Source organism: Nonomuraea basaltis (assembly GCF_005893125.1).
Classification (GTDB): domain Bacteria; phylum Actinomycetota; class Actinomycetes; order Streptosporangiales; family Streptosporangiaceae; genus Nonomuraea; species Nonomuraea basaltis.
In genome coordinates, this window is the sequence record NZ_VCJS01000166.1 from 1 (window position 1) to 13,851 (window position 13,851).

The window sequence follows — 13,851 nt, forward strand, 5'->3', positions numbered from 1 at the left end:
TCTGCGACTCGGCAGCCGAGGTGGCCTACACCGGCGACACCAACTCCATCAGCGTGCAGGGCAGATCAGGCAAGGAACTCTCCGTGGGAATCGCCGGCGCCAAGTGCCTGGCACACCCGTGAATCGCTCCACGCCCTGGCGGACGCGCGCTTCTGTCTTCCCGGGAACCGTCACGGTCGCAGCTCTGGCCGGCTGACTTCGTACCTGCCGTGAAACAAATACCGATCATCGGCCAATACGTAGTGGACGTTTCCCCGATGATCGGAGAACTGCGTGCAGAGAACGACAAGGTGGGCCGGCATCGCCGTGCTCGCCGTGGCCATGACCGTCCAGCCACAGGCGGTCGCGGAGGCTAGGGACCAGGCGGTGACCGGCGTGCGGACGGTCACGCTGATCACCGGCGACAAGGTGACCATGACCGGCCCGACAAGCGCGATGGTCGAGCCGGGCGAGGGCAGGGAGAAGGTCACCTTCCTCACCGACGAGGCGCGGGGGCGGCTGCGCGTTTTACCCGGCGACGCCGCACCTCTGGTCCACGCCGGGCGGCTGGACCCCCGGCTGTTCGACGTGACCGGGCTGCTGGAGCTCGGATACGACGACAGCCGCAAGGAGCTCCCCTTGCTCGTGACCGGGGCCTCCGGTCCCGCACCGGCCGTCCGCGCGATGACCGGGTTCAGGTCGCTGAGCGCGGTGCAGGGCTTCGCCGTACGGCAGCGCAGGGGCGACGCCGCGCGGACGTGGCAGGCGCTCGCGGGCGGAACGGGCAAGGTCTGGCTCGACGGGCGCCGGCGTATCTCGCTCGACGTGAGCGTCAAGCAGGTCGGCGCGCCACAGGCGTGGGAGCGCGGGCACACCGGCGCCGGCGTCAAGGTGGCGGTGCTCGACACCGGGATCGACGCGACCCATCCCGACCTCGCCGGGCGGGTGGCGGCGCGGGCCGACTTCACCGAGGCCCAGGACGAACGCGACGTGATCGGGCACGGCACGCACGTGGCCTCCACCATCGCGGGCAGCGGCGCCGCCTCGGGCGGTACGTACCGTGGCGTCGCGCCCGGCGTGACGCTGCTGGACGGCAAGGTGTGCGAGTCGCAGTGGTGCACGGACTCGTCCATCCTGGCCGGCATGCAGTGGGCGGCCGAGCAGGGCGCGAGAGTCGTCAACATGAGTCTCGGGGGCCCCGACACTCCCGGACTCGACCCGCTGGAGGAGGCCGTACAGACGCTCACCGAGCGCTACGGCACCCTGTTCGTGGCGGCGGCCGGCAACTACGGTGCCGATCGCACGGTCATCTCGCCCGCCACCGCCGACGCCGCGCTCGCGGTCGGCGCCGTCAGCAAGTCCGGAGAGCAGGCGGACTTCGCCAGCCGCGGGCCGCGCGCCGGTGATGACGGCCTCAAGCCGGACGTCACCGCCCCCGGCGTGGACATCACCGCGGCCCGCGGCAAGGACAGCCCCGGCGACGGCTCCTACGTCGCCATGTCCGGCACCTCCATGGCCACCCCGCATGTCACGGGCGTCGCCGCGCTGCTGGCCGGGGCGCAGCCCGACTGGAAGGGCGACACGCTCAAGGCGGCCCTCATGGGCACCGCCCGGCCGCTGCCGGGGATCGGGGTCTTCGCGCAGGGCGCGGGGCTCGTCGACGCCGCCCGCGGCACGAGCCAGGCCGTCACCGCCGAACCGCCCGGTCTCGGCTTCGGACGGCAGGCGTGGCCGCACGACGACGACCAGCCGGCCAGCAAGAAGATCGTCTACCGCAACCACCGGCAGCAGCCGGTGGCCCTCCGCCTGGAGGTGCGTGGCGACAAGTCCTTCAGCGTCACACCCGCCACGCTGACCGTCCCCGCGGGCGGGCAGGCCGAGGCCACCGTCACCTCCGACACCCGCGCCGGCGGGCCCGACGGCCTCCTCGGCGGGCACGTCGTCGCCACCGGCGACGGCGACCTGGCCCTCAGCACGCCGGTCGGGGTCAACAAGGAGATCGAGAGCTACGACCTCACCCTCAGGCACACCGACAGGAACGGCCGCCCGGCCGCCCAGACCTACACGACGCTGTACCGACTGGACGCCGACCAGGTGCCGATCGACCTGGAGGAGCCCGAGGGATCGGTCACCCTGCGGCTGCCCAAGGGCAGATGGCAGATCAGGACCGTCATCCTCGACGATCAGAGCAGGACGCTCCTCGTCCACCCGGACCTCGACCTGGACCGGTCGCAGACCGTGGAGGCCGACGCGCGGCTGGGCCGGCCGATCTCGCTGACGCTTCCTCGCGCCGCCGGCGCCGCCCCGCTGCTGGCCGAGATCGTCTACCAGTGGCAGGAAGCCGACGGGACGTCGCGTAGCTGGGGCTGGCTCGGTGACTCCTACGACGGTGCGTTCACCGCCCAGCTCGGCCCTGCCCGCGCCCATCCGGGCGTGCGCACCAAGGTCGCCGGGCAGTGGGCCGCCGGCCGGGTCGGCAGCCCGTACGCCTACCGCCTGACCTGGTTCCACTCCGGAGGCATGGTCAACGGATTCGAGCGGCGCGTGGCACAGCGCGATCTGGCCGCCATCCACACCGACTACGCCCGCCACCTTCCCGACGCGGAGGCCCGCGCGGCCAGCCGCGCCTGGCCGCGCGACGGCGCCGTCTTCTCCTACCTGATGCCCACCACGTTCGGCACGCCGTTCAAGCAGGTCGAGTACGTCAACACCGACGACGGCATCCGCTGGCAGCGCTACCTGTTCGAGTACGCTCCCGACGGCCGGGTCAACCGCTTCGAGTCGCCCTTCGCGGTCTACCGGTCCGGGCGGGCGTACACGGAGGCCTGGAACCGCGGCGTCTTCGCGCCCGCCCTGCCCTGGGCGGGCGCGACGAGATACGGCGGCGTCAGCCGCACCGGCGACGTCATCTCGACCGACCTGCTCATGTACGGCGACGCCAGAGGATCACTCGGCTACTCCTCCCGGGCGACGCAGCGGACCGCCCTCTACCGTGACGGCACCCTCGTGGGCGAGCAGCCGGGGATCGAGACGAGCTTCACCGTGCCGGCACGGGAGGCCGCCTACCGACTCGTCGTCGAGACCGAGCGCGGAGCGCCCGCGACGCTGTCCACGCGCGTGTCCGGCGTGTGGACGTTCCGGTCCGGGCACGTCGCGGGCGACACGCCCGCGCGGCTGCCCGTGTCGGTCGTGCGCTTCAGCCCCGCCCTCGACGCCGAGAACTCCGCGCCGTCCGGGCGGCGCTTCACCGTGCCGGTGACCGTCCAGCCGCTGGAGGGAAGCGCTGCCCGCCCTGTCCGGCGGCTCTCGGTGGAGGTCTCCTACGACGACGGCGCCACCTGGACCAAGGCCGCGATCCACGGGTCAGCGGCCGTCCTGCGCCACCCGGCCGGCGACGGGTTCGTGTCCCTGCGCGCCCGAGCAGTGGACGAGGCGGGTAACACGGCAGAGCAGACGGTCATCCGGGCCTACCGGATCCGCCCGTCGTGACCCGGTAGCCGTACCAGGCACCCGGCGGACCGGCCGGCTCCGGCCGGCCGGTCCTCACCGTCCGCGGGCGAAGGGGGTGAGCTCGAAACGCGACTACAGAGCTAGATCTGTATGACGGCCTTAAGGCGTAGGCGTGTTGGAAGTGGGCGTTCCAGTCGCGAGCAAGCTCGCCCTCGTCCGCTGGCCGGCGCATGATCTGCCCGTCCTGCGGCCCGGATCGACCGGACCGTGGTCGGCGACATCCAGCGCCGCCCTGACACGCCCCCCGGGACGGACGGCTGAACGACGAACCGCGCGCTGCCGCCCGGAGGCGTCGGAAATTTGGGCATTTACGAGATCGGATTTAGTTGTTAAGAAGGTTTATTAACAAACAGATCCGGCCTTGCGAGGACCCATGGCGCGCTCTCGGCTCATCCTCATCTTGCTTTCGGCCTGCGCACTGCTGGTGAACGCTGGAGGTATGGCGCTGGCCGCGCCTTCGGCCACGCAGGCCGTACCGGCAGCGACCGCCCTGACGGGATACAAGATCCAGTCCTCGGCGAAGGTGTCGGACTCCGGCGCCACGATCTCCACACCCGGCTACGCGGCCGGCGGTTGGTATCCGGTCGGCCCCCGCTCGACCGTGCTGGCCGGGTTGCTCCAGAACAACGTCTATCCGGACCCGTTCTACTCCACGAACATGCAGTCGATCCCGGCAGCGGACTTCGACGTGCCATGGTGGTACCGCTCCGACTTCACCCTGGGCAGTGAGTCCGGATTACGGACATTTCTCGACTTCAGCGGCGTGATCTCCAGCGCCGACGTGTGGGTGAACGGCACCCAGGTCGCCACTGCCACCCAGGTGGCCGGCGCCTACACCAGGCATGAGCGGGACATCACCGCCCTGGTGCACCCGGGCGTCAACTCGGTGGCCTTCCGCGTCAACCCGAACAACCCCAACAGCCACCTCACGATCGGCTGGATCGACTGGGTGCAGTTGCCGCGCGACGACAACATGGGCATCTTCCGTGACGTCCTGATCAGGCGCAGCGCCGGCGTCTCGCTCCGCGACGCCCATGTGATCACGAACCTCGCAGTGCCCGCGCTCGACCGCGCCGACCTCACGATCAAGGCCGACGTCCGCAACGGCACGGGGAGCGCGGTGACCGCCACGGTCAAGGGCACGATCGGCTCGCTCGCGTTCTCCCAGGACGTCGCGCTGGCCGCGAACCAGACCAAGCGGATCACCTTCAACCAGACGCTCGCCAACCCGCAGGTGTGGTGGCCGCACACCATGGGCGCCCAACCGCTCTATGACCTGAACCTCACGGCGACGGTCGGCGGTGCGGAGAGCGACACGCTGACCCAGCGCTTCGGCGTTCGCAAGGTGGAGTCGGGCAAGAACGCCAGCGGCCGCCGCTACTACAAGATCAACGACAGGCCGATAATGATCAGAGGCGGCGGATGGTCTCCTGACATCTTCCTCCGCAAGAACCTGGGCTACCTGGAAGACAAGATCCGCTACGTGAAGGACCTCGGCCTCAACACGATCCGCGTCGAAGGGCACCTGGACGGCGACGAGCTCTACGACCTGGCCGACAGGTACGGCATCCTGACCCTGCCCGGCTGGGAGTGCTGCAACAAGTGGGAAGGCACGTTCAGCGCCTCCGACTACCCGATCGCCAAGGCGTCCATGCAGGCGGAAGCCATCCGGCTACGCAACCATCCCAGCGTGATCTCGTTCCTGATCGGCTCGGACAACCCGCCGCCGGCCCAGAAGGAGACCAACTACCTCGACGCCCTCACGGCCGCCGAGTGGCAACTCCCGATCGTGCCCGTGGCCTCCGACAAGTCCAGCCCGCAACTGGGCAGCTCGGGCATGAAGATGCCTGGGCCGTATGACTGGGTGCCGCCGAGCTACTGGTACAACAAGCGCGAAGGCGGGGCGTTCGGCTTCAACTCCGAGACCAGCGCGGGCCCCGACGTCCCGACGCTCGACTCGCTCAAGCGGATGATGACCTCCTCGCAGATCGACTCGCTCTGGCAGAATCCGAGCGCGACCCAGTATCACCGCTCGCCGTCGGGCACCTTCAACAACCTGACGATCTACCACAACGCCCTCAGAGGCAGGTACGGCGTGCCGTCCGGGCTGGCGGACTACATGAAGAAGGCGCAGCTCGCCCAGTACGAGGCGGTCCGAGCGCAGTTCGAGGCCTATGGCCGTAACTTCACCGACTCGACCAACCCGTCCACCGGCGTCATCTACTGGATGCTCAACAGCGGCTGGTCGTCGCTCCACTGGCAGCTCTTCGACTACTACCTGGACCAGGGCGGCTCCTACTGGGGTGCCCGCGAGGCCAACAAACCGTTACACGTGCAGTACTCGTACGACAACAAATCCGTCGTCGTGGTCAACTCCGGCATCTCGGCCGCCTCGGGTCTGACCGTCAAGACCGACGTGTTCAACGTGGACGGAGCCGCCAAGTACACCAACACCTCGACGGTCAGCGTTCCCGCCGACGGGGGCAAGGCCACCGCGGTGACCGTACCGGCTATCAGCGGTCTTTCCACGACATATCTGGTACGGCTGACGCTGCTCCGCAACGGCCAGGAGATCGACCGCAACGTCTACTGGTTGTCCACCTCGGATGACGTGATCGACTGGGCGAACAACGAGTGGTACTACGTCCCGACCTCCCGCTACGCCAACCTGACCGGCCTCAACGGCCTGGCTCAGTCCCCGATCAGCGCCACCGCCTCCTCGCCCTCCGACGGCAGGGTCACCGTGACGATCAAGAACACCGGCACCGGCGCGATCCCCGCCTTCATGCTGGACGCCGACGTGGTGGACGCGGCGGGCAGACCGGTGCTGCCGATCCAGTGGTCGGACAACGCGATCAGCCTCTGGCCGGGGGAATCCAAGACACTCACCGCCACCTACCGGGCCTCCGACCTGACCGGTTCCCCGAGCGTGCGGGTGTCCGGGTGGAACACCACGACACTCACTGTCCCGACGGGGCCACCCGACACCGAGAACCCGACCGCGCCCGGCAACCTGCGCACCACCGGCAAGACCTCATCCAGCGTCTCGCTGGCCTGGGACGCCTCCACCGACAACGTCGGCGTAACCGGCTACGACGTCTACAACGGCACCACCCTCGCCACGACGGTCACCGGCACCACCGCCACGGTCTCGGGCCTGGCGGCCGGCACGCCGTACACATTCACGGTCAAGGCCCACGACGCCGCGGGCAACTCCTCCGGCCCGTCGAACTCCGTCACCGAGACCACTGGCAGCGGCCCGGCCGTCTACCAGGCGGAGGAAGCGACGATCTCGCAGGGCGTGGTGGAGTCCAACCACGCGGGCTTCACCGGCACGGGGTTCGTGAACTACGAGAACGTGACGGGCAGCCATGTCGAGTGGACGGTGAACGCCACCACGGCCGGCCCGGTCACCCTGGAATTCCGCTACGCCAACGGCACCACGACCAACCGGCCGATGACCATCGCGGTGAACGGCACCCCGGTCACCCGCGACTTCAACGGCACAGGCGCCTGGTCCACCTGGCAGACCGTCACCGTCGCCGCCGACCTCGCACAGGGGGCGAACAAGATCAGAGCCACGGCGTCCACGTCGAACGGAGGCCCCAACGTCGATCGGCTCTCGTTGAGCTGACCGCATGATTCGCCACGTTTCGGCCGCGGCGATCTGCCTGGGACTCGGTGTGTTCGCACTGGGCTACAGCACCGGCGCGGCCGGGTCGGGCAGGAGGCAGGATGTGTGTCGTGGAGGTCGAGTCAGCCAAAGGGGATCGGTTCCGGGATCCTGGTGTCCGTCTGTGGCATTTCGCCAGGGAGATTCTGGTGCGGTGTCCGCGGTGCGACGGGCGCGCCCTGGTGGCCGTACATCCTGATCATCGTGACGGGCACACGTATCCCGTGGGCTGGCTGACGGCGCCGCATCGGCTGACCTGTCCAGGGTGCTCTCACATCGCTGAATGGGCGCCGCGGCGGTGGAGCAGCGGCGCTGGGGACGCGTACTTCACCCGTCGCGGCGCGCTCCTGGTGCCGGAGTTCGGTGGGCCCGATGATCCGTACTTCAGGTTGCCGCTGTGGTTGCGACGCCCGTGCTGCGGGCAGGTGCTGTGGGCCTACAACGTGCCCCATCTGGAGCTGCTGGAGGCGTACGTGGCCGCGACGCTGCGGGAGCGGCCCAGGCCCGCGGGCTCACAGACCCTTCTGGAGCGGCTGCCCGCGTGGATGAAGGCGGCCGGTAACCGGGCCGAGGTGCTCGCCGCGATCCGGGCGCTGCGTGCCGTGGCGTAGGCCCATGTATCCGGACACTGATAGACATACCCCTGTGATTCGTGTGCTTCTAGCCGAGGACCAGCACGTCATCAGGGGCGCCCTGGTCGCACTGCTCAGCCTCGAACCGGACCTGGAGATCGTGGCCGCGGTCGAGTCCGGCGACGCCGCCATCCCCTCGGCCCTGGTTCACCGCCCGGATGTCGCGGTACTCGACATCGACATGCCCGGCACGCTCGACGGCCTGGCCGCCGCGGCTGAACTGCGCACGAAGCTGCCGTCGTGCCGCACGCTCATGCTGACCGGGCATGGCAAGCCGGGCCACCTGCGCCGCGCGCTCGCTGCGCAGGTGGACGGGTTCCTGCTGAAAACCGCCCCACCCGAGGAACTGGTCACGGCGATCCGCACGGTCGCATCGGGGAAACGGGTGCTCGACCCCTCGCTGGCGGTCACCGCCTGGGATCTGGCCGACAACCCGCTGACGCCCCGGGAGGCCGACGTGCTGCGTCTGGCGGCAGGCGGTGCCGACGCGGCCGAGATAGCGGCCCGGCTCTTTCTCGGCGCGGGAACGGTGCGCAATTACCTGACGGCCATCGTCGCCAAGCTCAATGCCCGCAACCGCACCGACGCCGTCCGCATCGCCTCTGAGGCAGGCTGGATCTAACCGACCGGCGAGACCCTCGGCGCCTGGGCCGTCAGCTCGAACCAGCCGTCTTCGCGAGCCGTGCCGAGCCGTCCGTCCAGCTCCGCCAGGCGGGTGGTGAGGTTGCCGATCCCGGCCGACCCAGGCCGCCCGGCCGACGAGCCCACGCCGTCATTGCGTACGCGGAGCCGCACTACGCCCTCCTCGACCACCGTCGTGATCGCACAGTGCCGAGCCGAGCTGTGCCTGAGCACGTTGGTCACCGCTTCCCTGAGCACCGTGCCCAGGACGTTCTCCACCTCGGCGGACAGCTCCTCGTGCGCGAGGTCGAGCTCCACCTGGATGCCCGCGGCGGCCAGCACCGACCGTGCCGATTCGCCCTCGGCGGCCAGCGACATCGCCGGCCGCCCACCCGACACCACCCGCAGATCCGCCTTCGCCTTCTCGGTCATCGCCAGCACCTCCTCCAGGACGGCACGGGCCCGCGCGGGGTCCAGGCGTCTGGCCAGCTCGCACTTGAGCAGGATCGCCGCCATGCTGTGCCCCAGCAGGTCGTGCAGGTCGCGAGCGGCGCGCAGGCGCTCCTCGACCACGGCGGAGCGGGCCAGCGCCTGCCTGGCCTCCTGCAATTCCCTCACCAGCCGGGCGAGTTCGAGCAGTCCGTACATGACCAGCCCGGTCACGAGGGTGCTCGCGGTGAAGTTGACCGTCAGCGGGAATGGCAGGCCGAGCAGCACCGCGCTCGCCGCCACGCTCGCCATCACGCACCCGACCAGAGGCCAGGCCACCCTCCACGGGAACGCGAGCAGGACCGGACCGGCGAGGAACCCGGCCGCGCCCAGCCAGGCCCTCCCGAACACCGGAATCGGCAGATAGGTGAGCAGCGCCAGCAACGCGAGCGCACCCATGTGACGCCCGGTGACACAACGGATCTGCATGATGACGATCACGGCGAGACAAGCCGCCGCGGGCGCCGCCAGGTTCGCGGGGACGAACAGCAGGGCCTTGATCGAGAACCCGATCAGCACGGCAGTGAGGAGCGCGACGGACAGCCTGTAGGCGCCCGGGTCCTCGGCGGCCTCGGCCTGCCCTTCGGGCAGCGCGGCCTCGACGGTCAACCAGCCCTCGGCGGACAGGCCCGTGGTCAGGCGGCCGCCCGCTTGACTCAGTTGCCGGGCCAGGCCGTCCAGGCTCTCGTCCTCGGCCGTGCGAGCGCCGTCGTGGGTGACGCACAGCCGTACCATCCCGTCGGCCGCGGTGGTCTCGATCACGCACGTTCTGGCCGTGTTCTCCCGTACGGCGTCGGTCACCACCTCCCGCAGCACCGCCGCGAGCAGCGCGCCCGCGGGGCCGAGGGGCTCGGAGTGTCCGACACGCGTCTCCGCCTTGATCGCCGCGGCCGTCAGCATCGCGCGGGCGGTCGTCATCTCAGGCGCCAGTGACGTGGCGCGGTAGCCCGCGGCGGCGTTCCTGGCATCGGCCAGGGAGCGGCGGGCGGTGCCGGCGATCTCACCGAGCACCTCCACCGCGCGTTCCGGTTGGTCCATGACAGACCGGACACCTGTGGCGATAGCCGCGAGCCCTCTGCCGAGGCCGTCGCTCAGCCCGGTGGCGATGCGCAACCGCTCCTCAGCCGCTGCCGCCAGCGCCAGGGCCAGCCGGGCGGCATGCATCTCCTCCACTCGATCGGTGAGCCGGGTGAGACCGTAAACCACCAGGGCGATCAGCACCATGCTGATCGCGGGATCCGCCGGGCCGATGACGGCGGCGCTGACCGCCACCAGCGGGGCCAGCGGCCAGGCCGGGGTCAGCAGCAACGACCCGCCCAGAAAGCCGAGGAGCCCGACGGAGGTGCCGAAGCCCAGCGTGGCCGCGTAACCGACCAGTGCCTGCAGGATCAGCAGCCACGGTCGTCTGAACCGCCGCAGGGAGCGCAACACGTAGACGAGTTGCAGCCCGAACGCCACCAGCGCGAGTGGCGACCCCGCCAGCAGATAGACGGACGTGAGCCCGGCGAGCACCGCGACGACGATCGCCCGCGCCAGGCGCGGCACCGGAACCTGCGACAACCCGCTCCCCCCGCGTCGGACCAGCGCAAGCCTACAGGCGAGGAGGTGAGAGGCACGGGGACACCGCCGACTTCGCCGACGGAGCGTCATGTCCGCTTCGTGATGAGGTCATGGGTCTTCGGTGACGCGATCTCTGGTTCGGAGATCCGCGGTTCGGCAGAGTCGGTGACACAGGCAGAACGATCACTGAAGGGACCCCTCAATGCGAAACCTTGCGAGACTGTCCGCCGTCGGAGCATCCACCGCCATCCTTGCCGCGGGCCTCGTGACCCCCGCACAGGCGGCGGCCACCTCTTGGGGCGCCTGTCCCGCGGGGCCCGGCGTGGACGCGCGGCAGGAATGCGCCACCCTTCGGGTTCCCACGGACTACCAGGCGTCCGGCGGGCCGACGATCTCGCTGGCCGTGTCGCGGATCAAGACCGCCAAGCCCGCGTTGCGTCGTGGCGTGCTGCTGATCATCCCCGGCGGGCCGGGCAGCCCTGGCCTGAACCGGCCCAGCATCCAGGTCAAGCGACTGCCGCAGGACGTGCTCGACCGCTACGACATCATCGGGTTCGACCCGCGCGGCGTGGGCCAGAGCTCGCCTGTTTCGTGCGGCTTCGAGACCCGTGATCTCTCACTCACCAAGCTCAAGCCGTACCCCGACGCCGACGGCGGCATCGCCGAGAACGTCGCCTGGTCGCGCAGGATCGCCGAGGCCTGCGCCCGCAACGGCGGGCCGCTCATCCGGCACATCAGCACCCGCAACGAGGCCAGGGACATCGACAGGATCCGCCAGGCGCTGGGCGAGAAGAAGATCTCCTACTGGGGCGTCTCCTACGGCACCTACGCGGGTGCCGTCTACGCCACCATGTTCCCCGAGCGTACCGACCGGGTCGTCCTGGACAGCAACGACGATCCCGATCCGCGCCGGGTGGCGCGGCAGTGGCTGGCCAACTACGCCGTCGGCGTGGAGGACCGGTTCCCCGACTTCGCCGCCTGGGCCGCGGCCCGTGACGGCGAGTACGGCTTCGGCACCGACGCGGCGGCGGTCCGCCGCACCTTCCTCGACCTCGCGGCCGAACTGGACCGCAAGCCGTTGCCCTGGCCGCGTGCCAACCCCGCAGAGCTGAACGGCAACCTGCTGCGGGAGATCATGCTCAACGCCCTCTACTCCGACACGAACTTCGCCATGCTGGCCGGACTCATGCGTGCCGCCAAGGCCTCAGACGAGCTGCCCCCGCCGAACACGCCGCCGGTGGACGTCCTGCAGAACACCGCCGCCCACGCCGGGGCGACCATGTGCAACGACGTCGAATGGCCCGACTCGATCAGCCGGCACCAGCGGCAGGTGACGCGTGACCGGGCCGCCCACCCGCTGACCGCGGGCATGCCGGCCAACATGGGGCCGTGCGCGTTCTGGCCGTTCAAACCCGCCGAGCCGCCCGTGCGGGTCACCTCGCGCGGTCCCGCCAACGTGCTGCTCATCCAGAACCTGCGTGACCCGTCCACGCCCTACAGCGGAGCGCTGAAGATGCGCCGGGCGCTCGGGCAGCGGGCCCGTATGGTCAGCGTCGACTCCGGCGGCCACGGCGTCTACCTCGCCAACGGCAACGCCTGCGGCGACCAGGCCGTCACCGCCTTCCTGACCACCGGCAACCTGCCCCACCACGACAAGAACTGCTGACGGCCCGTCACCGAACGTTCGGACGGGGCAATCGATCGATTCAGCGGGCGTCGCCGTCCGGGATCAAGCTGGTGCGCCGGCTCCGCCACCACGGCACAAGCTGGACGACACCGAACGCCACCTCCACCACGAGGAACAGCCATAGCACCCGCGTGGCACCGTGCGCCAGCGCGTACGCCTGCCACGTCGCGAACAGCGTGCGCGCGAGGCCGTCGAGCAATCCGTGTACCGGCAGGGGCTTGACGATGCGCAGGAAGGCCCAGACGACTACGACCGAACCCATCAGGTTCGCGTACAGGGTCTGCATCGGGTCGAGGGCGGGCATGGCGCCCAGCCCGAGCGCCCCGCCCAGCGACGACAGCGCGCCGTGCAGCAGCGTGTACGTCCACGGCGTCGCGAATCCCGCCGTGACGACGAGGTCGTACCAGGCGCTCGCGCGTACGAGGCGAAGATAGGCGGGGCGGGAAGGGGCGAAAAGACGGATCACGATGAGCCTCCTGTGGATCTCACGGCAGCGAGGTCTCACCGTAAACAGTGGAGTACGCTCCAAGGTCAAGCCCATAATCCGACGGAGGGTCATGCGCATCGGGGAGTTGGCCGCGCAAGCGGGGCTGACCAAGGACGCCATTCGGTTCTACGAGAAGGTGGGCCTCGTCGCCGCTCATCGACTGGCCAACGGCTATCGCGACTTTCCACCCGAGACAGTGGCCTGGCTGCACTACGTCCGCACCGCGCAGACGCTCGGATTCTCCCTGGCGGAGATCGCACGGCACGGCGAGGACCTGCACGACGCGCCGGACGCCGCGGAAGCATTGTCGGCGCTGTTCGAGGAGAAGATCCACGTCATCGACGAGCGCATGGTCGAGCTCGCCGCCTTGCGGGCCGAGCTCACCGCGCGCGTCGGCACCGGATGCCCCCTGCGGGCGGCCGGCCAAGCCCGATAACACCGACAGGTGCGAAGCCGTCTAGAGGGCTACCTACGATCAGATCACCGCCTGCACCGGACGCCGCCGCGACGCTACTGGCAGGTGAGCGTGCGGCCCTGGGCGGAGCTCTCCACCGCGACGGCGTAGACGCGGGCCACGTCGGCCGCCGGGGTCCCGTCCGCTGGGTTCATGCCCAGGTCCACCAGGGTTTCCCGCACCCACCCGGGGCTGACGACGTTCAGGCGCAGGCCGCGCGGCAGCTCCGTCGCCGCCGCGGACACGAACGCTTCCAGGCCGCCGTTCACCAGGTGACCGAGCGAGCTGCCCGGCACCGGCTCGGCGAACCGGCCGCTCGTGAGCGTGATCGACCCTCCGTCACGCACGTGGGCGAGCGCCCGCCGTACCAGGTTCACCTGCCCGATCAGCTTGCCGTCCAGGCCGGTCCAGAACCCGGCGTCCTCCAGCCGTGCCATGGCCCCGCCGGCGGCACAGCACACCACCGCGTCCACCTCGCCGACCTCGCCGAACATCTCATCGATGGACGCCGGATCCGCCATATCCACCCTTATCGGGCCCCGGCGCGACGCCCGTACCACCTCATGGCGCTCGCCCAGCAGGGCGGTCACCGCCCGGCCAATGGTCCCCGTCGCACCGATCACCAGAATCCGCATCGCACGTTCCCTTCCGCTCGTGTCCGTCGGAGATCAGCGTGCGGGAAGCGGCGCCCGGTACCCAGCCCTCTACGGTGCCTACACCTGACAGGTACAGGTTCGGTGGCCGCGCATGCAGCAGAAT

The 13,851-nt window shown here is 70.0% G+C and carries 9 protein-coding genes; 6 read left to right on the forward strand and 3 right to left on the reverse strand.

All coding sequences use genetic code 11. The annotated features are described in order from the left end of the window. Positions 1–273 precede the first annotated feature (273 nt). From EJK15_RS48670 to EJK15_RS48685, 4 genes are all read left to right on the forward strand, one after another. Positions 274–3,468 carry a S8 family serine peptidase gene (locus tag EJK15_RS48670; protein ID WP_138717273.1) on the forward strand — a complete coding sequence of 1,065 codons (3,195 nt, stop codon included), beginning with the start codon at positions 274–276 and terminating at the stop codon, positions 3,466–3,468. 394 nt (positions 3,469–3,862) lie between these two features. Continuing rightward, on the forward strand, positions 3,863–7,123 hold the full coding sequence (locus EJK15_RS48675; protein ID WP_138717274.1) for a glycosyl hydrolase 2 galactose-binding domain-containing protein: 3,261 nt from the start codon (positions 3,863–3,865) through the stop codon (positions 7,121–7,123). A gap of 188 nt (positions 7,124–7,311) precedes the next feature. Continuing rightward, positions 7,312–7,773, forward strand: coding sequence for a hypothetical protein (locus tag EJK15_RS48680; protein WP_206061562.1), 462 nt, complete (start codon positions 7,312–7,314; stop codon positions 7,771–7,773). A gap of 34 nt (positions 7,774–7,807) precedes the next feature. Then, the gene (locus EJK15_RS48685) at positions 7,808–8,416 is read left to right on the forward strand and encodes a response regulator transcription factor (RefSeq protein ID WP_206061563.1); all 609 of its coding nucleotides are present in this window, start codon (positions 7,808–7,810) and stop codon (positions 8,414–8,416) included. On the opposite strand, the gene EJK15_RS48690 is transcribed toward EJK15_RS48685, so the two are convergent. Next, the gene (locus EJK15_RS48690; protein ID WP_206061564.1) at positions 8,413–10,464 is read right to left on the reverse strand and encodes a sensor histidine kinase; all 2,052 of its coding nucleotides are present in this window, start codon (positions 10,462–10,464) and stop codon (positions 8,413–8,415) included. The genes EJK15_RS48685 and EJK15_RS48690 overlap by 4 nt on opposite strands. Before the next feature lie 202 nt (positions 10,465–10,666). Here EJK15_RS48690 and EJK15_RS48695 point away from each other — a divergent pair, with 202 nt between their 5' ends. After that, positions 10,667–12,130, forward strand: coding sequence for an alpha/beta hydrolase (locus EJK15_RS48695; protein WP_138717278.1), 1,464 nt, complete (start codon positions 10,667–10,669; stop codon positions 12,128–12,130). A 40-nt stretch (positions 12,131–12,170) separates the two neighbouring features. On the opposite strand, the gene EJK15_RS48700 is transcribed toward EJK15_RS48695, so the two are convergent. Further along, positions 12,171–12,617: a hypothetical protein gene (locus EJK15_RS48700; protein ID WP_138717279.1), complete on the reverse strand. Its 447-nt coding sequence runs from the start codon at positions 12,615–12,617 to the stop codon at positions 12,171–12,173. Positions 12,618–12,708: 91 nt separating this feature from the next. Between EJK15_RS48700 and EJK15_RS48705 the strand changes: the two genes are divergently transcribed. Further along, positions 12,709–13,074 (forward strand): MerR family transcriptional regulator, encoded by a 366-nt coding sequence (locus EJK15_RS48705; protein ID WP_138717280.1) that lies wholly within the window; start codon positions 12,709–12,711, stop codon positions 13,072–13,074. A gap of 74 nt (positions 13,075–13,148) precedes the next feature. Here the strand turns inward: EJK15_RS48705 and EJK15_RS48710 are convergent, their stop codons facing one another. Then, positions 13,149–13,727, reverse strand: coding sequence for a short chain dehydrogenase (locus tag EJK15_RS48710; protein ID WP_138717281.1), 579 nt, complete (start codon positions 13,725–13,727; stop codon positions 13,149–13,151). Between the last annotated feature and the right edge of the window lie 124 nt (positions 13,728–13,851).

Excerpts from the sequence above, each read along its gene's own strand:
- EJK15_RS48675 (WP_138717274.1), top strand. The coding sequence starts at position 3,863 with ATGGCGCGCTCTCGGCTCATCCTCATCTTGCTTTCGGCCTGCGCACTG.
- EJK15_RS48695 (WP_138717278.1), top strand. The coding sequence starts at position 10,667 with ATGCGAAACCTTGCGAGACTGTCCGCCGTCGGAGCATCCACCGCCATC.
- EJK15_RS48705 (WP_138717280.1), top strand. The coding sequence starts at position 12,709 with ATGCGCATCGGGGAGTTGGCCGCGCAAGCGGGGCTGACCAAGGACGCC.
- EJK15_RS48710 (WP_138717281.1), bottom strand. The coding sequence starts at position 13,727 with ATGCGGATTCTGGTGATCGGTGCGACGGGGACCATTGGCCGGGCGGTG.